Origin of the sequence: Paracoccus aminovorans, from assembly GCF_001546115.1 — a bacterium.
Lineage (GTDB): Bacteria > Pseudomonadota > Alphaproteobacteria > Rhodobacterales > Rhodobacteraceae > Paracoccus > Paracoccus aminovorans_B.
The window spans coordinates 130,540-150,733 of the sequence record NZ_KQ955208.1; the positions used below are offsets into that span (position 1 = coordinate 130,540).

General features: G+C 66.0%; 27 protein-coding genes. 21 read left to right on the plus strand and 6 right to left on the minus strand.

Features of this window, described 5'->3' with window-relative positions:
• Together ASV56_RS00705 and ASV56_RS00710 are read left to right on the plus strand one after the other, a co-directional pair.
• Positions 1–1,767 (plus strand): hypothetical protein, encoded by a 1,767-nt coding sequence (locus tag ASV56_RS00705; protein WP_156429031.1) that lies wholly within the window; start codon positions 1–3, stop codon positions 1,765–1,767.
• Positions 1,764–3,335: a hypothetical protein gene (locus ASV56_RS00710; RefSeq protein ID WP_062560367.1), complete on the plus strand. Its 1,572-nt coding sequence runs from the start codon at positions 1,764–1,766 to the stop codon at positions 3,333–3,335. The genes ASV56_RS00705 and ASV56_RS00710 overlap by 4 nt, the downstream gene beginning before the upstream one ends.
• Positions 3,336–3,661: 326 nt before the next feature.
• Here ASV56_RS00710 and ASV56_RS00715 read toward each other — a convergent pair whose 3' ends face one another.
• A complete protein-coding gene (locus ASV56_RS00715) occupies positions 3,662–3,958 on the minus strand; it encodes a hypothetical protein (protein WP_062560368.1) in 297 nt (98 codons plus the stop codon).
• 100 nt (positions 3,959–4,058) lie between these two features.
• On the opposite strand from ASV56_RS00715, the gene ASV56_RS00720 reads away from it, so the two are divergent.
• The 15 genes from ASV56_RS00720 to ASV56_RS23330 all read left to right on the plus strand — a co-directional run bounded on the left by ASV56_RS00720 (position 4,059) and on the right by ASV56_RS23330 (position 11,889).
• Positions 4,059–5,462, plus strand: coding sequence for a hypothetical protein (locus ASV56_RS00720; RefSeq protein WP_062560369.1), 1,404 nt, complete (start codon positions 4,059–4,061; stop codon positions 5,460–5,462).
• A complete protein-coding gene (locus ASV56_RS00725) occupies positions 5,462–5,653 on the plus strand; it encodes a hypothetical protein (protein ID WP_062560370.1) in 192 nt (63 codons plus the stop codon). Before ASV56_RS00720 ends, ASV56_RS00725 begins: the two co-directional genes overlap by 1 nt.
• Positions 5,646–5,882: a hypothetical protein gene (locus ASV56_RS00730; RefSeq protein WP_062560371.1), complete on the plus strand. Its 237-nt coding sequence runs from the start codon at positions 5,646–5,648 to the stop codon at positions 5,880–5,882. The genes ASV56_RS00725 and ASV56_RS00730 overlap by 8 nt, the downstream gene beginning before the upstream one ends.
• A 2-nt stretch (positions 5,883–5,884) precedes the next feature.
• Positions 5,885–6,772, plus strand: a complete 888-nt coding sequence (locus tag ASV56_RS24770) for a glycine-rich domain-containing protein (protein WP_156429032.1) — start codon at positions 5,885–5,887, stop codon at positions 6,770–6,772.
• A complete protein-coding gene (locus ASV56_RS23325) occupies positions 6,769–6,945 on the plus strand; it encodes a hypothetical protein (RefSeq protein ID WP_156429033.1) in 177 nt (58 codons plus the stop codon). The genes ASV56_RS24770 and ASV56_RS23325 overlap by 4 nt, the downstream gene beginning before the upstream one ends.
• Positions 6,942–7,259: a hypothetical protein gene (locus ASV56_RS00735; protein ID WP_062560372.1), complete on the plus strand. Its 318-nt coding sequence runs from the start codon at positions 6,942–6,944 to the stop codon at positions 7,257–7,259. The genes ASV56_RS23325 and ASV56_RS00735 overlap by 4 nt, the downstream gene beginning before the upstream one ends.
• On the plus strand, positions 7,259–7,930 hold the full coding sequence (locus ASV56_RS00740; protein WP_062560373.1) for a hypothetical protein: 672 nt from the start codon (positions 7,259–7,261) through the stop codon (positions 7,928–7,930). The genes ASV56_RS00735 and ASV56_RS00740 overlap by 1 nt, the downstream gene beginning before the upstream one ends.
• A gap of 65 nt (positions 7,931–7,995) precedes the next feature.
• Complete coding sequence (locus ASV56_RS00745; protein WP_062560374.1) at positions 7,996–9,171, plus strand: hypothetical protein; 1,176 nt, start codon at positions 7,996–7,998, stop codon at positions 9,169–9,171.
• A 16-nt stretch (positions 9,172–9,187) separates the two neighbouring features.
• Entirely contained in the window at positions 9,188–9,652 is a 465-nt protein-coding gene (locus ASV56_RS00750; protein WP_062560375.1) for a hypothetical protein, read from the plus strand.
• Entirely contained in the window at positions 9,636–9,944 is a 309-nt protein-coding gene (locus ASV56_RS00755) for a prefoldin domain-containing protein (protein WP_062560376.1), read from the plus strand. Before ASV56_RS00750 ends, ASV56_RS00755 begins: the two co-directional genes overlap by 17 nt.
• Positions 9,945–9,947: 3 nt before the next feature.
• Positions 9,948–10,139, plus strand: coding sequence for a hypothetical protein (locus tag ASV56_RS00760; RefSeq protein ID WP_062560377.1), 192 nt, complete (start codon positions 9,948–9,950; stop codon positions 10,137–10,139).
• 150 nt (positions 10,140–10,289) lie between these two features.
• Positions 10,290–11,096, plus strand: coding sequence for a glycoside hydrolase family 19 protein (locus tag ASV56_RS00765; protein WP_082724684.1), 807 nt, complete (start codon positions 10,290–10,292; stop codon positions 11,094–11,096).
• Positions 11,093–11,299 carry a DUF7940 domain-containing protein gene (locus ASV56_RS00770; protein ID WP_062560379.1) on the plus strand — a complete coding sequence of 69 codons (207 nt, stop codon included), beginning with the start codon at positions 11,093–11,095 and terminating at the stop codon, positions 11,297–11,299. The genes ASV56_RS00765 and ASV56_RS00770 overlap by 4 nt, the downstream gene beginning before the upstream one ends.
• Positions 11,296–11,547, plus strand: a complete 252-nt coding sequence (locus tag ASV56_RS00775) for a hypothetical protein (RefSeq protein WP_062560380.1) — start codon at positions 11,296–11,298, stop codon at positions 11,545–11,547. Before ASV56_RS00770 ends, ASV56_RS00775 begins: the two co-directional genes overlap by 4 nt.
• A 135-nt stretch (positions 11,548–11,682) precedes the next feature.
• A complete protein-coding gene (locus ASV56_RS23330) occupies positions 11,683–11,889 on the plus strand; it encodes a hypothetical protein (RefSeq protein ID WP_156429034.1) in 207 nt (68 codons plus the stop codon).
• A 277-nt stretch (positions 11,890–12,166) separates the two neighbouring features.
• On the opposite strand, the gene ASV56_RS00785 is transcribed toward ASV56_RS23330, so the two are convergent.
• The 4 genes from ASV56_RS00785 to ASV56_RS00800 are packed head-to-tail and all read right to left on the minus strand — an operon-like array spanning position 12,167 to position 13,494.
• Positions 12,167–12,640 carry a hypothetical protein gene (locus tag ASV56_RS00785; protein WP_062560382.1) on the minus strand — a complete coding sequence of 158 codons (474 nt, stop codon included), beginning with the start codon at positions 12,638–12,640 and terminating at the stop codon, positions 12,167–12,169.
• Entirely contained in the window at positions 12,637–12,837 is a 201-nt protein-coding gene (locus tag ASV56_RS00790) for a hypothetical protein (protein ID WP_062560383.1), read from the minus strand. The genes ASV56_RS00785 and ASV56_RS00790 overlap by 4 nt, the downstream gene beginning before the upstream one ends.
• Positions 12,838–12,871: 34 nt before the next feature.
• The gene (locus tag ASV56_RS00795) at positions 12,872–13,138 is read right to left on the minus strand and encodes a hypothetical protein (protein ID WP_062560384.1); all 267 of its coding nucleotides are present in this window, start codon (positions 13,136–13,138) and stop codon (positions 12,872–12,874) included.
• Positions 13,135–13,494, minus strand: a complete 360-nt coding sequence (locus ASV56_RS00800) for a DUF2493 domain-containing protein (protein WP_062560385.1) — start codon at positions 13,492–13,494, stop codon at positions 13,135–13,137. Before ASV56_RS00800 ends, ASV56_RS00795 begins: the two co-directional genes overlap by 4 nt.
• Positions 13,495–13,774: 280 nt before the next feature.
• Here ASV56_RS00800 and ASV56_RS00805 point away from each other — a divergent pair, with 280 nt between their 5' ends.
• Entirely contained in the window at positions 13,775–14,707 is a 933-nt protein-coding gene (locus tag ASV56_RS00805) for a glycosyltransferase (RefSeq protein ID WP_082724685.1), read from the plus strand.
• On the opposite strand, the gene ASV56_RS00810 is transcribed toward ASV56_RS00805, so the two are convergent.
• Complete coding sequence (locus ASV56_RS00810) at positions 14,704–15,618, minus strand: hypothetical protein (RefSeq protein ID WP_062560387.1); 915 nt, start codon at positions 15,616–15,618, stop codon at positions 14,704–14,706. The two genes, ASV56_RS00805 and ASV56_RS00810, sit on opposite strands and share 4 nt — an antisense overlap.
• Positions 15,619–15,869: 251 nt before the next feature.
• Between ASV56_RS00810 and ASV56_RS24110 the strand changes: the two genes are divergently transcribed.
• From ASV56_RS24110 to ASV56_RS00825, 3 genes are all read left to right on the plus strand, one after another.
• Positions 15,870–17,333, plus strand: a complete 1,464-nt coding sequence (locus ASV56_RS24110) for a hypothetical protein (RefSeq protein WP_216635363.1) — start codon at positions 15,870–15,872, stop codon at positions 17,331–17,333.
• A gap of 29 nt (positions 17,334–17,362) precedes the next feature.
• Positions 17,363–18,589, plus strand: a complete 1,227-nt coding sequence (locus ASV56_RS00820) for a hypothetical protein (protein ID WP_156429035.1) — start codon at positions 17,363–17,365, stop codon at positions 18,587–18,589.
• A 115-nt stretch (positions 18,590–18,704) separates the two neighbouring features.
• A complete protein-coding gene (locus ASV56_RS00825; RefSeq protein ID WP_062560389.1) occupies positions 18,705–20,018 on the plus strand; it encodes an MFS transporter in 1,314 nt (437 codons plus the stop codon).
• Positions 20,019–20,194: the final 176 nt, after the last annotated feature.

A 20,194-nucleotide genomic window follows, 5' to 3' on the forward strand; every position in this document is an offset into this window, starting at 1 on the left:
ATGCAATCGTTCATTTTCGGCGGCAATACCGGCATGACCTACCAGGACATGCTCAGGCAGCGTCAGCAGGCGCAGCAACTGCAACAGGGCATCGACAACGTGTCTGGCCCCGGTGGCGGCCTGAACGCGCTGGCAAAGGGCTTTGCGGCCAACATCCTGAACAAGCGGGCCAATGAGGCGCAAAAACAGGGCATGGAGCAGGCCAATTCGGCTTGGGATCAGTATGCCGGGGGCAGTGCCCTGGGGCAGCTGTTCCAGCAGCGGTTCGGCGGTGGCGCCCCTTTCGTTGAGGGGGCTTCGCAGCCGGCCCCGCAAGAAGCGGTTGCAGGGGCCTTCCAAGGCGCGGCTGAGGCGAGCGGGCAGTTCCCGGCCTCGCTGATCCGCACTGAAAGCGGCGGGAACTGGAACGCGCTGAACAAGGAAGGCTATGGGGGGCGGCTGCAATTCGGCGCCGCTCGATTGGCAGACGCGGCCCGTGCCGGTCTTGTTCCAGAAGGAACCACGGGGGCGCAATTCTCCCGCATGTCGCCTGAGCAGCAGCAAGCGGTCGAGAGGTGGCACTTCGCCGACATTGACCAGCAGGCGGCGGCGCGGGGGCTGGATCGTTATATCGGCCAGAACGTCGGCGGGCAGCAGATTACGCAAGACAGCATCCGGGCCATGGCGCATTTGGGCGGGATCGGCGGCGCGGCAAAGTTTCTTGAAAGCGGCGGTCGGTCGAACCCGCAGGACAGCAACGGCACCAGCTTGGCCGATTACGCCCGCATTCACGCAGGCCCGAGCCAACAGGCAGCTCAGCAACCGCAGATGCCAGGCATGGACGCCGACATGGCGCAGATGGCCGCGCTGATGGGCAACCCGTTTCTGGACGAGGGTCGGCGCTCCGTGTTGCAGGCCATGTTCCAGCAGCGGCTTGGCCAGCAGAACGCGCTTTACGAGCAGCAGATGGCGGCGCAGGACCCGTATCGGCAGGCGCAGTTGCAGCAGATCCAGTTGCAGAACGAGGCGCTGCGGACGGGGGCATCTGGCAATCCTGCCGACGTGCAGTCGCTGAAATGGCGGGCGGAAGCGGCCGGACTGGTTCCGGGGACCCCGGAGTATCAGGAATTCATGCTCGGCGGCGGTAGGGTCAACGGCGGGGAAGGCCCGGCGGCCTTCCAAGCGCTCCACATGCAGGCGCTTGCGGCTGGTTTCGAGGAGGGGAGCCCGGAATATCGTCAGTTCATGGCCACGCGCGGCGCAGGTCTGGCGGCCGAGGCGGCGGCGACTGGCAAAGCGAATGCCGAGGCAACCGTGTCGGCCCCTGGTGACTACCAGGCCGCCCAGAACGCGCTGGATCTGATCGACAACATCCGGAATGACCCTGCGCGCGGCGGGGCTACCGGCAAGTCGTCCATCTTCAATCGCATTCCCGGAACGGCGGGCTATGACTTCGCGCAGAAGGTGGAACAGGCCAAGAGCGGCGCGTTCCTGACCGCCATTCAGCAGATGAAGGGCTTGGGCGCGCTATCGAACAACGAAGGCATGGCGGCGACCGCTGCGGTCACGCGCATGAACACGGCCATGACCGAGGAAGGCTTCATGGAGGCGCTGGACGAATACGAGAAAATCGTTCGGCAGGCTTTGGCGCGGGCGCAGGCAAAGGGCGGCGGCCCGCAGCAAGCGGCGCCTGAGGCCGTCGCTCCCGTCGCGGCGGCACCAGCCCCACAGCAGCAAGCCCAACCCACGCGCCGCCGCTACAACCCGCAGACCGGGAGTTTCGAATGATCGAGATCGAAGGCCCGGATGGCGTCATTTACGAGTTCCCCGAAGGGACCGACGACGCCACGATGCAGAAGGCCATGCAGCAGGTCTATGGCGCTCCGCAGCAGGCCCAGCCCGCCGGTCAAGGCTTTGGCAACAACGTCGCTCAGGCGGCCGGTGACGGCCTGTTCTTCGGCTTCGGGGACGAGATCAGCGCCCGGCTGAACGCGATGACCGGCTACGATGCCAACACCGGCACCTATGGCAATTGGGGCACGACCTACGACGATCAGCTTGCCGCTGTCCGGGGACAGGAAAAGCAGTTCCGCGAGGATCACCCCTATGTTGCCACGGGAGCCGAGATCGGCGGGGCGATGATCCCTGCCGTTGCTGGCGTGGGGGCGGTGGGGCAGGCGGCTTCCCTTGGCGGGAAGGTTGCCAGGGGCGCGGCGGCTGGCGCTGCGATGGGCGGCCTTTACGGCTTCGGTGAAGGCGAGGGCAGGGCGGCGGATCGGGCAGACAATGCCATCGGATCAGCGGTGACCGGCGGTCTGGTCGGCGGCGCTATCCCTCTGGCAGGATCGGCTCTGGGTTCCCTGTTTCGCAATCGTGCCCAGAGCAAGGCCATTGCCAACGCAGCCAAAGGAGCCCCGACGACCGAAGAGCTGCGATCGATGGGCAATGCGCTTTACAAGCAGGTCGATGATGCCGGGGTGCAGATCAAGCCGGAATCGTTCAGTGCCCTTCGAGAAAGCCTGCTGGATCGGCTGCGGAGCGGCACGGGCTTCGATGAACTCCCAGGCCCCGGCAGCCTGACGCCCAACACCGGGCGCGTGATGCAGATCATGGAGCAGGCCGACAACACCCTGACCGGGACGCCCACGGCGGCCTTGCCGTTCAAGAGCCTCGATCAGATGCGGCGGCAGGCGGGCGCGGCGGCTGGCAATGTCGCCAACAAGACGGATCAGGCGGCCGGCATGTCGGTCATTCAGGGGCTGGACGACTTTGTTGAGAAACTCGGGCCTGACGATGTGGTCGCAGGCGATCCGCAAGCACTGCAATCGGCCATCACCAAGGCTCGCGAGGTCTGGGGCCGCATGTCGAAGTCCCAGCTTGTGGACGATGCCATGGAGCGGTCGGAGAACTACTTGAGCGGTTCAGCCAGCGGGATGCGCAACCAGTTCAAGAACATCCTGCAAAACAAGAAGCTGGCGGCGCGGTTCACGGCGGCTGAGCGGGCAGCGATGCGGCAGGTCACGCATGGCGGCCCGCTGTCTCAGTTGGTCAACCTGGCCGGCGGGGGGCTGGCGCAGATGGGAACCATAGCGACCGGGGCGGGCCTAGGAGGCGTCCCCGGCGCGGCGGCGGGCGCAGCGGTAGCGACGGGACAGCGCGCCTTGCAAGAGGCGCTGGTCGCGCGGGCAGCGGAACGAGCGCGGGCGGCTATCGCCAGCGGCGCTCTGAACCGTCCCGAGGTGGCGCAGCAGCTTGCTATCGCTGGGAAAGGATCTGAGCGGGCGCTGAACCATCTTCTGTTCGGCGCTGCGCCTCAGACTGCGAACGCCCTGCAACAGTTACTGCAAGGGCAATAGCCAGCAGCACAAGCGCCCCCACGATGGCGCGCATGTCCTTCTCGTTTCGGCTGATCCGCCACATGCAATAGAGGAAGGCAAAGGTCAGGCCGTTGGCGAATAGAACGGCGGTGACGATCTGGGACATGCTCATGCTACAGCACCCCCAGCGTGGCAATCGCCAGTCCGACCGGGGCCAAGTTGGGGAACGCGAGGAACGTCAGGAGGATGGTCATGGGAGAGATCATCCCCACAATATAGCGCAGATCCCCGCGTGGGGAAGCGCCTCAATCATGAAAGGAAGCAGCATGGGTAAACCGATCCAACCGGGGCCTGACAGGTTCCCGCTATATCCTCGTGAGAGTGTTGTTCAGCCACTCCACAACCCCGGTCTTATTGGAAGCTCTGCGATAGTTCCCTCGACCGGTCAGCTCAAGGATGATTATGCCGTCGTTGTCGTCAATGATACCGATGTTGAGCAAGCCCTTGATGATTGCTGACGGCAGAAAGTCTGTGTCAATGATCCAGATTGATTCGAGGGGCCAGCACCAACCAGAGTAGGAGCGGAGGGCCTCGTAAAGCCTGTCGTAGTCTTGCGCGGTCACTTCGCGCCTCAGGTCGTAGCTCACAGCATAAAGTGCCATCGTTCACCCTCCATTTCCCGCAACCCTAAGCGGTAGCGGAACGATTCGCCCATCCAGAACAAACGAGAACACCACAGCCGTCCTTCGGGGCGGCTTTTTCATGGAGGCCGCCGTGCCGTTCAATCCATCTGGCGTGTTTCAGCGTCTCTATCGCTGGGTCACCGACCGAGACAACAGCATCCCCATCGACTCCACCCGCATGGATGCGGAGATGGACGGCATGGTCACGGGGATCAACCAGATCGTCAACGGGACGCAGGCGTTCACCGGGACGATCAAGGGGCCGACTGGCACGTCAGCGACGCCCGCGTTCACGTTCTCGAACGATCCAGACACGGGCATGTATCGGGGTCTGGCGGATACGGTAGGATTCTCGGCGGGCGGCGCAATCGTGTTCACGATGGGTCCGACAGCGGTTCAGGCGTTCCAGCCGCTGAACATGAACAGCAACCAGGTTATTGGCCTAGCCGCCGGTTCCAGCGCCGGTCATGCGGTGCGCTACGATCAGGTCATGCTGCTGAACGGCAATAACGCCATGACCAGCCCGTTGCGCGTCCCCGCTGGCAGCGACACGGTTCCCTCGCTGCAATTCGACAATGCGAACAACGGCCTGTCTTGGGTGACCGGCACTGGCCCGGTCTTTACCGCTGCGGGCGGGGCTATCGCGCGCTTGACTGCGGGCACCTCCCTGGCAACGGCTGACGCTATCGTCACCCGTCAGGCGGGCGATGCGCGCTATGCGCAGGCGTCTCGCTCCATTGCGACTGGCGACGGGCTGACCGGCGGCGGAAACCTCAGCGCAGACCGCACCCTTGCCGTCGATGCGACTGTGCTGCGCACGAACGCCGCCAGGACGATCAGCGCCGTGCTGACCTTCAACGCCGACGCCATGTTCCAGGCGGCCAGCATGAAGGCCGTGTTCTCGAACGACGGTGCGCGTCGGGTGGCTATCACCTATCGGAACAACGCGACCGATACGGTGAACCAGTGGATCAATGCCGGCGGAGACGTTGAATTCACTAGCCCAACCAGCCGCAGCATCATCTTCTCGATGGGCACGATCTTCCGCCCGTCCGGTGACGGGGTGACGGTCGAGCGGCACACGGATGATGGCGACGGCGGCGGTATCTGTGTCCGGTCGGTAACGAACCCGACCACGGGCATGATCTTCTCGGTTCGGTCGCAGGGTGGAGCCTTGGGCCTCGGCGTGCATCAGGACAAGGTGACGACCAGCCGCGCAGAAATGTATATCGGCGCATCGAACACCGGCACAGGCGGCAACCGCGTGGTGCATTCCGGCATGACGGCTGGGTCAGTCGGAGAGCTTTGCTTTGCCAAGAACAAGAGCGGGTCAACGACCGGCTTCGGGGCAACCGTCGCCGGCAGCAATCTTGAGCCAAGCTCGGCCGCCGGAACCGATATCACCGCATCGCTGACCGGGACGTGGCGATGCCTTGGCTATGCCCCGAACACCGGCGTCACCCTGTTCAGAAGGATTTCGTGATGCAGTTCGACATTTCCAACCCGCGCTGGTCTGGCGCGGGCAGCATCGACGTGGACTGGCAGCACCCGGAACACGGACTGATCCCCTACACCGCCATCGACGCCAGCGGAGAGCCTGAGATGCAGGCCATCTGGGACGGCCTCATGCGCGGCGACTACGGCACCATCCAGCAGGAGCAGAACAATGGCTGATTACGCACCTATCCCCGTGACTTCCGCGACCTGGACGGCGCTTCCGGCCGCGACCGAGGCGGGCATCCTGCAGTGCCAGGGCGGCGCTATCCTCGTGACCCGGCACAGTGCGCCGAGCGGGGATAATGGCATCCGCCTGCAAGACGGCGATGCCATCGCCTTCGCCTCTGGCGACGTGTGGCGGTATCGCTTGGCTGGCAACGTCGGCGCCACCATCATCAGGGCCTGACCATGCGATTGATTAACGCCCCCGGCCCGATCTGGACGGGGTGGCCGCCGCTGGGCATGGGCAATGGATCGTCGCCATCCAAGCCGACCCTGACCGTCACCAACGGCACGATCACGCCATTCAGCCGCAGCGGTGTCGATTATGTCGAGATTGCATTCACCGCGTCTGGCAGCTTCACGCTTTCCGCCGGCATTGACTGGCACAACCGGGCGCTTGGGGCCGGCGGCGGCACGGGCGGGCGCGGCCAATCCACGACCTATGTCCCCGGCGGGGGCGGGGCTGGGGGGCTGCTTCGCACGCTGGGCGCGGCGCTGGCATCCGGGTCTTACGCAGTCACCATCGGGGCGGGCGGGGCCGCGATCACTTCCGGAAGTTCCCGAAATAACGGCAGCAACTCGGTTCTGTCTCTGCCCGGGGGCGGCACGGAAACCGCCATTGGCGGCGGTGGCGGGGCCACAGCTGGCGCCGGCGTGACAAACGGCGCTGACGGCGGATCGGGTGGCGGCGGGCGAGGCCAGAACACCAACGGCACCGGGGCCGCTGGGGCCGGCACATCTGGGCAGGGAAGCGCAGGCGGCTTGGGCTTCGGCAGTCCCGACGAGCCGCTGCGGGCAGCGGGCGCCGGCGGCGGCGCCGGTGGCGCAGGTGGAGCGGGGGCGTCTGGTGTTGCCGGTGCGGCTGGCGCTGGGGTTCTGCTGGACTGGATCGCAGCGCCTGCAACGGTGTGCATCGGTGGAGCGGGGATGCTTGCGGCCAACACAGACGCTTCGCCCGGCGCAACTCTCGGGTCTGGATCGCGCGGCGCGATCAACGCCGACGTGGGCAAGGGCGGCGACGGCTTCCTGTTCCTCGTCGTCCGGGCCGATCAGGTCAGTGTGGTGGCGGCATGAGCTATTACATCGCGAAAATCGAAAATGGCATCGTCTCGCAGGTGGTCGTCGTGGGCGAGGATTACGCGCTGGCCGAAGACGAGGCGCTGATCGGGCGCGAGAACACCGTAGGCATCGGCTGGTCGTTCGACGGCTGGCAATTCGCACAACCGGAAGTCGAGGTCGAAGAATGAGCACTTATCGCGGCATTAAGTCCATCCAGGTTTTTGACAGCCTGGAAGCGGCGCAGACGGCAATCCCGGCCAGTGCGGCCACCAGCATTGAGATCTGGGAGGACGGAGAAACAGCAGAATATGTCTTGGACCCAACCGGCGTTGACCTTGTCACCCACGACGGGCGGAGATGGAGGAAGGAGCTAGGAGAGCCTGGGCCGCCGGGGCCGGAAGGGCCTTCGGTAGAGGTTGTGGAATTCACGACCGACGCGGAGGCGCAGGCTTACTCGGCCGCCAATCCAACGGCCATCGTAATCAGCACGGAGGGGCTTTGATGGGCGGCGTGTTGCGTGCGGGCGCGGCGCAGCGCATCTATCGAGGCGGATCGCAGATGGGGGCCATGTTCCACGGCGGCCAGCTTGTCTGGGCCATCCCGACGCCGAAAATCGCACAGGTTTACATCGACCACACAGACGCGCCGCTCGGGAATATTTCGGCCCTGACCGCGCGCGGATCTTGGGCGCAGTCGTTCTCGAACATCGCCTTCACGGGCGGCGCCATCAACGCCATGGAGGCGGACGGGATCAGGATGAACGGCAATATCCTGCGGGCCGACATGACCCGGGGGCCGTTCGGAAAGATCACGGTGCTGTGCGACGTGACGCTGACGAGCGCAGGTCTGGCGACTTTTGCCGACCTTATTGCTGTCAATCCGGCTGGCGCCACGCCGACGAGGATCAGGATGGCCTATGGCACGTCCTTCTATCGCGGCATCGTGCCTGACAATATCAGCAACGATTTCTGGGTCGCCCCGCTGAATGTCAGGACCACGGTCGGTGTCGAGGTCGATCTGGTCAACGGTCTGTCACGGCTGATCGGCGGCGATGGCGAGGTCATGGAGGTCGCAAGCCTTGCGGCGGCGCCTGCGTCCATCACCCGTATCGAATTGTTCAAGGCCTGCATCGGCAAATGCCACAGCCTAGCCATTATCGCGGAGGCAGCATGAGCTTGCTCACCAGATGGTCCTTGGCCTCGGGACAGCGCCCTATCCCCTATCCCGATAAAAAGCATATGGTCATCATCGACGGCCAATCGCTCGGCCTCGGTCACAACGGCACCGCAGCCGAGCGGACGCAGGAGGGCTATCGCAACCGCCCTGCCTCCCGCATGCACCGGGGCCTGATGCGGAGCGATGCTGCCTTGACCATGCCGCTGCACGGCCCCCTCTCGCAGGGCTATGCGGCCGATCACGCCACGGGGCTCAGCTTCGCCGTGCCGGTTGGAAATATCCCGGCCTGCCTGACCTTCGCTTCGGCGCTCGATCTGTGGCGCCGTCAGCTCGGCCTGCCGCTGCATCGCATGATCGTAGGCTTCAACGGGATCGGCGGGCAATCAATCGTGCAATTCGATCACGACCCGTTGCCCGATCCGTTCGGCACCAAGATCCGCGACAACCACGCGCGTTGGCTTGCCGAGATGATGAGCGTTGAGCCGACTGCGGTGCCCTTGCTCTATGCCTGCATCCAGGGCGAGGCCGACGTGAGCCAGACGCCCGAATGGTATAGGGCGCAGGCGCATGTCAGCTACGACGCGGCGCTGGACGACATAGAAGCCGCAACGGGCGTCCGACCGCCGGTCGTGGTCTGGCAGACCGGGGCCTATACCAACGGCACGACGACGAATTCGGGTTCGACGCTAGCGCAGCTGCAACTGGTCGAGGATTACAGCGCTGCCTTCGCCGGGCCGCTCTATCCGAATTTTTTGGCCGACAACGTGGTGCACCCGACGCTGGATTATCAGATCCTGCATTGCGAGATTGCGGCCCTAGTCTGGGCACATCGCGAGGCGGGGCAGAACATCAACCTGCTGCCGCTGGCCCCGATCTGGTCGGGCAACACGGTGCGCATCCCCTTCAGCGTCCGTCCTGGCCGCTCGCTGGCGTTCGAGGCTGTCGACAAATACGCGGCCTATGGCGGGTTGACCAACCACGGTGTGGAAGCGACAGGCGCCAATATCACCAGCGTCACGCTGGACGGGAATGCGGTTGTTGTCACCTGCGACGGCCCCATGACGCAGGTGCAGATCGCAATGCAGTCGCAGGACGTGTCATCGTTCGCTGACGGCAGCCTTGGCAATTACGGCGCCCATCGCTGCGACATCATGGAGAGCGATCCCGAGGACAGCCTCATGCTGCCGGGTTGGAAGCTCAAGCGGTTCATCCCGTCCTGCCGCTTTGCTCGACCCTAACCAAACAGGAGGTCGCATGATGCTGCGAACCCTCGCCGCCGGCTTCGTCCGGTGGTTCACGCACTTCGGCAAGCGCAAGCTGGAATGGATGCTGGCCATATACACGCTCGGCTTCGGCCTCTGGCTGCTGATCCCGGCGACCAGCATGAGCGTGGCGAGCTTCTCGCGAGCCTTGGGCATCATGGGAGAGACTAGCTGGGGCGCGCTCTATGCCATCGTCGGCGCCTGTCATGCCGTGGCCCTCCATATCAACGGTCGATCCGCGTGGACACCCTTCGCTCGGCTCGCGGCCGTGTCGCTCAACAGCCAGGTTTTCCTAGCCATCACGGCGGGCATTTACCCGTCAAACCCGTGGGGCACAGGCGTTTTCACATACGGATTTCTAGGCATTGGCTTCTGCGGGGTCTGCATGGTGTCTGCCGCTGTGGACTGCGGGAAAGAGGTCAAGGTCTGGAGGATCCGCAATGCCGCCCACGAATGAGACGGTGCAGGCCATCGGCGCCGGTATCGCCGCGTTTCTGATCGCGCTCGGCACATGGTGGGGCACCAAGAAGGGCGATGGCAAGCCGCCTGCCGACCGGGCGCCCGCGCCTCATGAGGTCAAGGAGGCCATCGCGGACCTGCGCAAGCTGATCGAGGACGTGCGCGAGAGCCTCGACAACCACGACGACGACCATCGACAGATCGCGCGGCAGCTGGACCGGATCGAGAACCGGTTGCAGATCACGAACGAGGTCCAGCACTGGCGGGACCGGACCATCCCGCCGAGGTAAGCCATGCACTGGACCGCATCATCCTGCCTCGGGCTGCTGCTGACGGGGCGCTACAAGCCGGTCTGCGCCATTGCCTACGAGACCCGCGACTGCGCGGCGCGGCGGGCCTTCCTGCGCGCCATGGACCGGGTGTTCGAGCCTGACCATTGCCGGATCATCTGGGCGACATGGGCGGTCGGGAACGCGATCCGCTGACCGCCCACAAACTGGACGCATCCGCCCCGCACCGCTGATTTCCATCACCTGCGAGCACCACCATTTCGCCCAGCAATCGTTGGGCGAAACACCGATTCTCACCCGTCGCCAGCACCACCCCTGAGGCGGGCTTTTTCACGTGAGGACGACATGCAGCTAACTGCTGACCACCTGTCCGCCATCGCAGGCGCCGGGGTAAACGACAACATGCGCTCGACAGTCGCTGGGCTGGCGAAGGCCGGCGTCGGGGCCGGCCTGGAAAAGCCGCACCGGCTCGCGCACTACCTCGGGCAACTGGCGCACGAAAGCGGCGGCTGGCGCTATGACCGGGAAATCTGGGGGCCGACTGCGGCGCAGAAGCGATATGAGGGCCGCGCCGATCTGGGCAACACCCAGCCGGGCGACGGATCGCGCTTCCGGGGACGGGGGCCGGTCCAGATCACCGGGCGGGCGAATTATCGATCCTTCACGGCCTGGGCGCGCAAGCTGGACCCGAAGGCGCCGGATTTCGAGGTGACGCCCGATGCGGTCAACACCGACCCCTGGGAGGGCCTCGGGCCGATCTGGTATTGGTCCAGCGGCAACCCGACCCGCGCCAGCCTGAACAGCTACGCTGATGCCAACGATCTGACCACCATCACGAGGCGCATCAACGGCGGCACGAATGGGCTGGCTGATCGGCAGGCCCGATACGTCCGCGCGGCACTGGTGCTGGCCGGCTATGGCGCGACCGAGATCCGCCGCTTCCAGGTCGATGCCGGGTTGAACGCAGATGGGGTTGCCGGGCCGCGCACCATGGCGGCGCTGCATCAGCGGCTCAAGGGACTGCCGCCTGTTCGCTTCAGCGCGACCGCTGCACCGGGCAAACCCGGCTCTCAACCGACTTCAGCGCCGGGGCAGGGCGTCTTTGCCGCGCTGCTGGCGCTGCTGCAATCCATCTTTGGGGGAAGGAAATGAAGCTGGTTTCCGACTGGCGCCGCGTCTGGCGCTACTACTCCACGCAGGCCATGGCAATCGCCGCGACCGTGCAGCTGACTTGGGCGCAGCTGCCCGACGACATGCGCGCATCGGTGCCGCCTCACATCGTCAGCTATGCGACGGGCGCGCTGCTGGTGCTGGGCGTGATCGGCCGGCTGGTGGACCAAGGGGGTAAGCGATGAGCGATGTTGTCAAGTTGCAGGTAGTGCAGACTGTGCCCGAGCCGGACGGTGAAATCATCGCCGTGATCGAGGACCTGCTTGACCGCGCCAAGTCAGGCGACCTGCAAGCCATCGCCTATTGCACCGTGAGCGATGACGGTGCGGTCGGCACCGGATGGGCCGGCACTGACGGGACGCGCCATCCGCTCGGTATGGCAGTGTCTATCTTGTCGGTGCGCTATCCCACAGCTGTCATGAGGCACGAATGACCGCGTGGCTGATCGGGGCGCTGGTAGCGCTGGCCGGGGTCGTCGGCGCTTGGCTCAAAGGCAGAGGCCAGGGCAGGGCGGACGCCAAGGCGCGGCAGGACGCGGACACCATCAAGACAGTCGAAAGGATACAGGATGCGAAAGATCGCTCTCGCGATGCTGGCGGCGATTGGCGTGAGCGCCTGCGCCGGTCCAAGCGCGACTGACCCCGGGATTTGCCTCGGCCAGCGTGCCGATGTGGCGCGGCTGCGGGCGGCTCTGGAAGCCCATGCCGACACGCCGGACGCGGTGGGCGAGGCCGCGACCGACGTTGTGATCGGGTTCGAGACCGTCTGCCGCTAGACTCTGTGTTCCCGATGCGTTCTCATGCGCGCAGAGGGAATCGCCATGGTCCGCCACCGCCTACTCTTTGACCCCGGCACCACGCATGTCATCGTGACGTGCTGGCGTTGCAAGGACCGGCCGATCACCTTCTACCCTCAGGATCTGCCCGCAGATATTACCGAGCTGGAATTCTGCCGCCGCGCCAAATGCCGCGTCTGCGGTTGTGACCAGCCGTATCTTGACCGACAGCCGAAGGACACGCGAACGTCGTGGGGGCGATACGGGGCTTGATCGCTCACCCCTGACGCCGGGCGCGGTGCTGCTGCAGAGCCCCACCAACTTCTCCCGGGCAGACGCTAATCAACGCTTCACCTGCTTTGGTCAACGCCTCCGCCAGCGCGTCCGCGTGCCGGCGCTCGTCGGCTAGGGCGAGGGTCAGCCGCGCGCTGTCTGCAAGCGCGCCCTCCAACGCTCCGGTCAGCCTCTCCATCTCGGCGCGCAATCCGTCATGCTGATCTGCAAGGTTTCGATATGCTTCTGTTCCTATCCGGTCACATTCTGCATATGCCGCCATGTATTTCTTGGCGGTGTCCCGCTCGGAAGTCAACCGCTCCACCTCGGCGCGGAGGCGGGAGAGTTCGGCTTCGTCCGCTTCGATACGGTCAGCCGCTTCCGCGCCGCGACTGTGGAATTGGAGGCGCGACAATTCATCGTGCATCGCCATATCGTAGGGCATCCTCAAGACGCCCAGCAGCATCACGTCACTCATCGCGCGTCCTCCGGGGGCTGGGGCGGCTTCGGAAGCGGCGTCCAGTGGGTGGCCGGGAACTCATCGCCGGCAGTGGTGCGTATCCGATCCGACACGACGCAGATCTCCGGCACCCATCGCCAATCCTCATTCCGATATGTCGCGATGAACGGCTCGCCATAGTCAGGGCACGTCTCAATCGGTTGCCAGTCGCTCATGTCCTCTCCTTGGTGATCTGGTCGCGGGGGTGGGTCAACGGATCACTCCCGCCAGCGTCCACCCAATGCAGGTTAGGGCAAAGGCAACGACGAGAATGTCTCGGATGATTCGCTCGTTCAAAGCGTCGCGCCGATCCCGCATTGCAGCAAAGTCGGCCAGCGCCTTATTGCACCTGTCAGCATCGCGCTCCATGGCTTCCAGCGCCTTGATAAGCGGCACGGCGGTTCCCCTGCCGATCACGATTTCCCCATTGACCGCCAGCCCGACGCGGATCCGCTCGGAAAGCTTAAGCTCGCTCATGCTGTCGTTCCTCCGTGGATGGGGCGATAGACCGGCACGCGCGCCTCTCGGGCTTGCCGCGTCATGTCGGCGGTGCCGCGCCCGCCTGGGAAGGCGATGACGAAGGCCGGCTTGAGATCCAGCATCGCGCGGTTGCGAATCGGCCCAGCCGCGCGGCCGTGCTTCTTCCAGTCGGCTGGCACGTTCTCCACCGCGATCATGCGAGACGCGGCCCATTCATAGGCGAGCCGGTCTGCGCCCGTTGCGCCGCCTTGGATTACGCGGGTGATTCCGAACTTTTTATGGAGCCGGTCCATCGCCTCGAACAGGCCGTTCCGGTCGTCATAGTCTCGGCCGCCGCAGACAATCACGCGCATGAGATTCCTCCGTTGGTGGGGTAGTTGATCGCGCAAAAACTACGCATAGGCGCACCATATCATTGATAGAAAATAGTAACCGAGTCCCTTCACCGGCACCACGATCCAGCCAAAAAGCCCCGCGACCCAAGCCGGTCGCGGGGCTTTTGTATGGCAGGTCCGCGACACGTTGCGCAGATGCCGCGCCTGGTCGTTCGGACGAAACTGTATCGTTTAGGTTGTGGCGCGGGGCGAAGCTCTCTGTTAAGGCATAAGGGGATTTTCAACTGATGAGCGAGTGATGCGGGAACAGGATATCGCGATCCTTGGTGTGTGTCGGTTTTCCATGCTCGGGCGCGGTGACTGGAAAGCCTATCGCAACAAGAGCGACGACGAGCTCGAGGCGATCTATGAGGAAAAGGCGGCCGAGCTGTTCGCCGCCGAGCGGATGGAGGCGCGGCTGGCGACCTTCGAGCATCTGACGCTGGCCTCGATGCGGGCGCAGTCCGATTCGAACTTCCGCTTCCTGGTGCTGTCCTCGGACCGCATGCCCGCGGCCTATCGGACCCGACTCGAGCAGATCTGCGCCGTGGCGCCGCAGGTCGAGCTGCGCTTCGTCGCGCCGATGCATGTCTCGGAGGCCATCACCATGCTGGCGCCGGAACTGGCGCTGAACCTGCCCGACACGGTGCAGTTCCGGCTGGACGACGACGATTGCGTGTCCAAGGACTTCATTCGCCGGTTGCGTCGCCATGCCGCCGGCCTGTGGCGCAACGCGCATTTCGCGGTCAGTTTCTCGTCGCTGTATTATTGCGTCACCGACGGGCCGACCGAGGGCATCTACAACTGGTACAGCCCGTTCTTCAGCGCCGGCGCGGCGGTGCGGCACAGCACGCGCACGGTCTTCGACTATGGCCATTACAAGATCCCGCAACACCTGGTCTCGGTGACGGATCCGCATTTCCCCTGCATCGTCACCCATCGCGGCGACAACGATACCCCGCGGCACGAGGCGCAGACGCTGCGCAAGCGCGGCATGACGCGGGCCTCGGAGAGCGATGTCCGCCGGGTGCGCGAACGGCATTTCGACTATCTGAGCGCCGAGGGCATGGCGCTGTGCACCTTTGACAAGTTCGTCGATACGTCGCCGGACTTTGCCGAATTCGTGACGCCCGACGCGCAGGACGCGGACGAGGCCCAGCAGCCTCGCACCAGGACCAGGCGCCGGGCCTAGGCCAGCAGCCCGGCGGCGGCCAACTGGCGTTGCACGGCCGGGACCGGCACCAGCAGCTTGTTGCCCGAGGCGCTGCCCTCGGCCAGCAGACGGCGCAACTCGTCGGTGCGGCTTTCGCCCAGGAGCGCGCTTGCCAGCATGCTGAAGGCCTGTTTCGTCGGCTTTATTTCCAGGCTGGCGCGCAGGTGGCGGATGGCCCGGTCGCGGTCGGCGCGCATCTGCTTGCGGGCGTTCTCGAGATGCCAGACCGAGTGGCGGGGGCTGGGCGGGTCGAAGGCGATGATCTCGTCGCGCTCGACGATGCCCTTGATCAGCGGCTTGAGACAGCGCAGCTCGGCCAGCGTCATCAGCACGGTATGGCCGGCGAAGGGAATGCGCACCAGCCGGGCCTGCGGATAGGCCGGCTGCACCATATGCGTGACCAGGAACTGGTCGGGCACGCGCTCGGGATCGAAGATCACCACCGGGGCGCGGCGGGCGCGCGGCGCCTCGGAAAGCGGCCGGTGGGTGACAGGCAGGTCAGCATAGCGGCGGATCTTCAAGGGCTTCCAGGCCGGCAGCATCGGCGCCGCGGCCAGGATCCGGGCGTCGATGGCGCCGCCATAGTAGAGCGCGCAATAGCCGCCCAGGCTGGCGCCATAGGTCACGCAATCGCGGCCCGCGACCACCGGCCGCACGGCGTCGCGAAAGGCCTCGAGCGGCAGGCCCTGGTATTGCGTGCCGTGCCTTTGCGCGACGAAGACATTGTCCCAGCCATTCTCCAGCGCGAACTGGCTGCCGAAACCCACATCCGACAGGTCCGAGGGCTGGCCGCCGAAGCTGACGATCACCCGATCCGCCGGCCGGTCGCCGGCTTGCAGCAGGGTGATGCGGTAATCGGCGTGATCGACCAGGATCTGCTTCTTGCTCATGCGGCCCTCGCAGCGCGCTCGCGTTAAGGTTGTGTCAACGGCAGACTGCTAGGGTATTTATACAAATGCAATCTATAATTGCATTATGACTGCATCGCTCGCGCAATGGGTTGCGCCGCGGCTTCGGCCGCGGCAAGGCCGTTGCTTTGCCCGGCACGGCAACTGCCGCGAAAGGCCCGGATAATGGCCGCGCCTTTCGGAATGAGCAGAGGACCAACATGCCGAACAAAGCCACAGTCAGGGGTGTCCTGATGGATGCCACCCTCGCCCCGATTTCCCAGGGCAAGATCGTCGCCACGCTGAGCGGATCGGATGTGTTCGGAGGCACGCGGGTCGTCACCGAAAGGGTCGAGGCGACCACGAATGCGCAGGGCGAATGGTCGCTGGCGCTGCTGGTCAATGCCGAGGGCGACAGCGCCGGCACCAGCTGGACGGTCGAGGGTTACAACCAATATGTCGCCAAGGTGTTCGAAGTGAAGGGCCTGTTCATCGCCTCGGCCCAGGACATCACGCTGGGCGATCTGGAGCGGACCAGCGCGCAGAACATGAAGGCGGCGAAGGAGGGCGGCTTGACCCGGCTGATCGTCGCGCAGGATTTCGCCGGCTATGAGGCGCTGCCCTTTGGCCAGAAGCGCGACAGCGACCTGGTGCTGGTCGATGCCCGCGATACACCGCTGGCGATCCACAACGGGCTGAACGGCGCGCTGTTCCGCGGCGTGCAGCGGATCTATCTGGCCGACCGCGCGGTGCCGCTGCTGGATGCGCGCGGCGCCACGCTGGTCGAGGGGCAGGGCGCGAGCGTGGTGCCCGCCGTGATGCGCCAGCCATCGATGCTGCCGGCCGACGCGGTGCTGGGCGCCACGGTGACGCTGGACATCGGTGCGGGTTCGGGAACGCCGGCGCCGGTGGCGGAATGGGACGTGACGCTGAACGGCAGCAGCATCAAGGCGCAGGTCGATGCGCAGATGCGGCTGCAACTGGCCGAGGCCGGGGAATATGCGCTGAGCGTGCGCTGGGTGAACGAGGCGGGTGCGGCCGAGGCCACGACCGCGGCGCTGATCGTGACGCCTCCGGTGCAGGTGGTGCCGGAAATGACGCTGGCGGCGGGTTATTTCGATGCGGGTTCGAGCGTGACCGGGACCGCGGCGGCGGTGACGGGGCTCGCCAACAAGGGGAACGGCGGCTGGGCGCTGGCCGCCACCGCCTCGGGCGCGGCGGTCGCCATGGCGGCCGAGGGCATCGTCTTTGCCGATGGCCGCAGCCTGCAGGCGACCAATTTGAGCAATCCGAACATCGACGGGGTCTTCATCGTCGTGCGGGCGGTGCTGGATGCCTATGGCTCGGGCGTGGCGCAGATCCTGGCGGCGAACCCTTCGGGCGGCACCATCGCGATCCAGAACAACAACGGCGCCTTGCAGGCGCGCTATCACGACGGGGTGGCCCGCAGCATCGCCCTGGGCACCGTGACCTATGGCCAGGAATTTGTCGTCGGCATCGAGATCGACAATGCCGCGCGGACGGTGCGCGCCTTCACGCTGGCCGGCACGATGCTGTCCGAGACCCCGGCCGGCACGCCGGGCGTGAACTATGCCCAGGTGCGCACCGGCCAATATGTGCGCGGCACGGTCAAGCGGATCGCCGTCTGCACCAAGCCGGTCGGCGGCGCCTTCCTGCTGCGCTTCGAGGAGGTGATCGCGCATTTTCGGGCGGCGTAACGGCGCCCGTCAATACCGTCGATCTGATGATGGCGCGCGGCCAGTCGCTGTCGCTGGGCGCGAATTTCGGGGCCGAGCTGGCACCGGACGGGCGGCGCTGGCGTGACGTCTTCGGCGGCGCGGCCAATCCCGGCGCGCTGATGCTGACCGGGCTCAAGCGCGTGGATGGGGTGGCGGTGGCCAATGTCGCCAACCCCCTGCTGAACGGCTATGATACATCGGCCCAGGCCAGCGGCGCCGGGCCGATGCTGGTGCAGACCTCGATCCCCGAGGGCGCGGTCCTGGCCTGCGGGCTGTTGCGCGAGGGGCTGGCGCCGCAGGGCGTTGCCTTCCAGTTCCACGATGCCGGCGGGCAGTCGATCGAGAACCTGGACGACGACGGCGCGACCGGCACCTCGGGCCTGCTGGCGCCCTGGCAGAACGGCGAATGGTGGCTGACCGAGGCCGCACGGGTCTTTGCCGCCCAAGGCAGCACGGTGCGGGTGCCGCGCCTGTTTCTGAACCAGGGCGAGGCCGATGTCGCCCGGCCGCGCGGCTGGTGGCTGGCCGCCGCCCGCGCCACGCTGGCCGATTGGCACGGCCAGATCCAGCGGCTGGCCGGGCAGGCGGCAGCACCGAAGCTGTTCCTGCAACAGACCGGCGGCTATATGCATGGCGCGGACAGCAACCTGCACGATTGCAAGCTGGACCAGCTGGACCTGGTGCGCGAGCAGGGCGGCGTGCTGATCGGGCCGCTCTATCCCTACAAGATCGACAATGCCGATGGCAAAGGCGTGCACAAGCTGTGGTCGGAATATGTCCGCGCCTATGAGGTCGGGGTCTGGGCCGCGGCCGAGGATGCCGCCGGCCGGGCCTGGAACCTTCTGCCCGGCACGCCGGTGCGGGAGGGGAACCGGATCACCATCCCGGTTTCGGTCCGCGGCGACGAGAGCCTGACCACGGTCGGCGGCCTTTATGCCGGCTATGGCGGCGATCCAGCCAACCTGGGGCTGGAGGCAGTCGGCGGCGGTGCGATCACGGCGGCCTCGGTGTCGGGCGGCGAGATCGTCGTCGATGTGGCGGGCACGGTGACGGGGCTGCGCTATGCCATGCAGCGCAGCGCCACCGATTACCGGACGCTGACCGATGCCGCGGGCTGCGGCTATGGCGCGCATCGCGGGCTGATCCGCAGCACGCTGATCCGCAGCGTGACCTGGGGCGGGCAGGTCTTCGTCCTGGAACGCTGGCTGCCCAGCTTCGAGGTGGCGCTGGCCTGACTCGCAGGGGCCGCCCATGGGGGCGGCTCTTTTTTCGTGCCGGAACGGCGGTTTGGACTGGACATGGCGGCGGTGGTCGCAAGACTGCGCCTGACGCATCAGCGAAAGGCGAGCCATGCAACTGACCATCGACGAGGCCCTGGCCCAGGGCGGCGCCGGACGCTTCCAGCAGCGATTGCTGGCCATCTTCGGCCTGGTCTGGGCGGCGGATGCGATGCAGGTCATCGCCATCGGCTTCACCGCCGCCTCGATTGCGGCGAGCTTCGGGCTGACCGTGCCCGAGGCCTTGCAGACCGGCACGCTGTTCTTCCTGGGCATGTTCGTCGGCGCGACGCTGTTCGGCCGCATCGCCGACCGCATCGGGCGGCGCAACGTGCTGCTGCTGACGGTCAGCTGCGATGCGGTCTTCGGCATCGCCTCGGTCTCTGCGCCGGATTTCTGGTCGCTTCTGGCGCTGCGTTTCCTGACCGGCATGGCGGTGGGCGGCACGCTGCCGGTCGATTACGCGATGATGGCCGAGTTCCTGCCGCCCCGCAATCGCGGCCGCTGGCTGGTCTGGCTAGAAGGGTTCTGGGCGCTCGGCACCATCGTCATCGCGCTGACCGCCTGGATCGCGCATCTGGCCGGCGCGGCCGAGCCCTGGCGCTGGATCTTCGCCGTCGCGGCGATCCCGGCGCTGATCGGCATCTGGCTGCGGCTCTGGGTGCCGGAATCGCCGATGTATCTGCTGCGCAAGGGTGACGAGGCCGGCGCGCGCAAGGTGGTGGACCGCGTGCTGACCGCCAATGGCGCCCGCGCGCTGCCGCCCGACGTGGCGCTGACCGCGCCCGTGGCCGAGGGCGCGGGGCAGGGGCTGCTCGGTCCCGAGTTGCGCGACCGCAGCCTGGGCATCTTCGCCGCCTGGTTCCTGGTCTCGCTATCCTATTACGGCGTCTTCGTCTGGCTGCCGGCGGAACTGGCCAAGGGCGGTTTCGGCTTCGTGCGCGGCTATGGCTTCCTGGTGCTGATGGCGCTGGCGCAACTGCCGGGCTATGCCCTGGCCGCGCATGGCGTCGAGGCCTGGGGCCGCAAGCCGACGCTGCAGGTGTTCCTGCTGCTCAGCGCCGCCGGCTGCTTCCTGTTCACCATCGCCGCCAGCCCCTGGCTGGTCGCGGGGTCGCTGCTGATGATGAGCTTTGCGCTTCTGGGCACCTGGGGCGCGCTTTATGCCTTCACGCCCGAGCTTTACCCGACCGGGCTGCGCGGCACCGGCATGGGCACCGCCAGCGCGGTGGCGCGGCTGGGCGGGCTGCTGGCGCCCTCGCTGATGGGCTATGTCGTGGCGCGGGGCTTCGGCCTGGCCATCGGGGTCTTCGCGGCGCTGCTGCTGCTGGCCGCCCTCGCCACGCTCTTCATCCGCACCGAGACGCGCAACCGCGCCATCGCCTGAAACGGCGGTGAGAAAGCGGTTGCGCATTGGAAAACATGGCTTAATCTGCGTCGCAACCAAGGGGTGAATCACCTTTTGGTTGCAATTCCATGCCACGGCCGCATCAGGGAAGCCCGACCATTCCTGCCCTGCACGCCGTTCGCGCACTGTCCTTTCACCACAGTTCCTAACGAGGA

Bases quoted from the DNA above. Each gene is read 5' to 3' on its own strand.
- ASV56_RS00705 (WP_156429031.1), top strand. From the start codon at position 1: ATGCAATCGTTCATTTTCGGCGGCAATACCGGCATGACCTACCAGGAC.
- ASV56_RS00710 (WP_062560367.1), top strand. From the start codon at position 1,764: ATGATCGAGATCGAAGGCCCGGATGGCGTCATTTACGAGTTCCCCGAA.
- ASV56_RS00715 (WP_062560368.1), bottom strand. From the start codon at position 3,958: ATGGCACTTTATGCTGTGAGCTACGACCTGAGGCGCGAAGTGACCGCG.
- ASV56_RS00720 (WP_062560369.1), top strand. From the start codon at position 4,059: ATGGAGGCCGCCGTGCCGTTCAATCCATCTGGCGTGTTTCAGCGTCTC.
- ASV56_RS00725 (WP_062560370.1), top strand. From the start codon at position 5,462: ATGCAGTTCGACATTTCCAACCCGCGCTGGTCTGGCGCGGGCAGCATC.
- ASV56_RS00730 (WP_062560371.1), top strand. From the start codon at position 5,646: ATGGCTGATTACGCACCTATCCCCGTGACTTCCGCGACCTGGACGGCG.
- ASV56_RS24770 (WP_156429032.1), top strand. From the start codon at position 5,885: ATGCGATTGATTAACGCCCCCGGCCCGATCTGGACGGGGTGGCCGCCG.
- ASV56_RS23325 (WP_156429033.1), top strand. From the start codon at position 6,769: ATGAGCTATTACATCGCGAAAATCGAAAATGGCATCGTCTCGCAGGTG.
- ASV56_RS00735 (WP_062560372.1), top strand. From the start codon at position 6,942: ATGAGCACTTATCGCGGCATTAAGTCCATCCAGGTTTTTGACAGCCTG.
- ASV56_RS00740 (WP_062560373.1), top strand. From the start codon at position 7,259: ATGGGCGGCGTGTTGCGTGCGGGCGCGGCGCAGCGCATCTATCGAGGC.
- ASV56_RS00745 (WP_062560374.1), top strand. From the start codon at position 7,996: ATGGTCATCATCGACGGCCAATCGCTCGGCCTCGGTCACAACGGCACC.
- ASV56_RS00750 (WP_062560375.1), top strand. From the start codon at position 9,188: ATGATGCTGCGAACCCTCGCCGCCGGCTTCGTCCGGTGGTTCACGCAC.
- ASV56_RS00755 (WP_062560376.1), top strand. From the start codon at position 9,636: ATGCCGCCCACGAATGAGACGGTGCAGGCCATCGGCGCCGGTATCGCC.
- ASV56_RS00760 (WP_062560377.1), top strand. From the start codon at position 9,948: ATGCACTGGACCGCATCATCCTGCCTCGGGCTGCTGCTGACGGGGCGC.
- ASV56_RS00765 (WP_082724684.1), top strand. From the start codon at position 10,290: ATGCAGCTAACTGCTGACCACCTGTCCGCCATCGCAGGCGCCGGGGTA.
- ASV56_RS00770 (WP_062560379.1), top strand. From the start codon at position 11,093: ATGAAGCTGGTTTCCGACTGGCGCCGCGTCTGGCGCTACTACTCCACG.
- ASV56_RS00775 (WP_062560380.1), top strand. From the start codon at position 11,296: ATGAGCGATGTTGTCAAGTTGCAGGTAGTGCAGACTGTGCCCGAGCCG.
- ASV56_RS23330 (WP_156429034.1), top strand. From the start codon at position 11,683: ATGCGAAAGATCGCTCTCGCGATGCTGGCGGCGATTGGCGTGAGCGCC.
- ASV56_RS00785 (WP_062560382.1), bottom strand. From the start codon at position 12,640: ATGAGTGACGTGATGCTGCTGGGCGTCTTGAGGATGCCCTACGATATG.
- ASV56_RS00790 (WP_062560383.1), bottom strand. From the start codon at position 12,837: ATGAGCGACTGGCAACCGATTGAGACGTGCCCTGACTATGGCGAGCCG.
- ASV56_RS00795 (WP_062560384.1), bottom strand. From the start codon at position 13,138: ATGAGCGAGCTTAAGCTTTCCGAGCGGATCCGCGTCGGGCTGGCGGTC.
- ASV56_RS00800 (WP_062560385.1), bottom strand. From the start codon at position 13,494: ATGCGCGTGATTGTCTGCGGCGGCCGAGACTATGACGACCGGAACGGC.
- ASV56_RS00805 (WP_082724685.1), top strand. From the start codon at position 13,775: ATGCGGGAACAGGATATCGCGATCCTTGGTGTGTGTCGGTTTTCCATG.
- ASV56_RS00810 (WP_062560387.1), bottom strand. From the start codon at position 15,618: ATGAGCAAGAAGCAGATCCTGGTCGATCACGCCGATTACCGCATCACC.
- ASV56_RS24110 (WP_216635363.1), top strand. From the start codon at position 15,870: ATGGATGCCACCCTCGCCCCGATTTCCCAGGGCAAGATCGTCGCCACG.
- ASV56_RS00820 (WP_156429035.1), top strand. From the start codon at position 17,363: ATGGCGCGCGGCCAGTCGCTGTCGCTGGGCGCGAATTTCGGGGCCGAG.
- ASV56_RS00825 (WP_062560389.1), top strand. From the start codon at position 18,705: ATGCAACTGACCATCGACGAGGCCCTGGCCCAGGGCGGCGCCGGACGC.